1 pseudogene is annotated in these 303 nt (G+C 63.0%); it reads left to right on the forward strand.

The features are described from left to right. A pseudogene (locus tag PZH32_RS12790) lies at positions 1-303 on the forward strand (FAD-binding protein); the annotation flags it as partial.

Genomic DNA, 303 nt, shown 5'->3' on the forward strand with positions numbered 1-303 from the left:
CGGCCATGAGACCATGGACCGCTCCTCCGACTACATGGTGGAAGAGGTGCGCGGCAACATGGACGCCTACATCACCGGCCCCGACGGTTTCGACGTGCGCGCCTTCTCGCGCTTCGGCAAGGAGTACTCCAAGGTGTACGCCGCCGAGACCCTTGACGAGCTGGCCGACATCATCGGCTACACCGGCGAGGCCAAGACGAACTTCCTGGCCGAGGTGGAGCGCTACAACGAGCTGTGCGACAAGGGTCACGACGATGATTGGGGCTACGATCCGCAGAGCCTGTTCCCCATCAAGAAGGCTCC

This window comes from Adlercreutzia equolifaciens, assembly GCF_029076695.1.
GTDB classification, from domain to species: domain Bacteria; phylum Actinomycetota; class Coriobacteriia; order Coriobacteriales; family Eggerthellaceae; genus Adlercreutzia; species Adlercreutzia equolifaciens_A.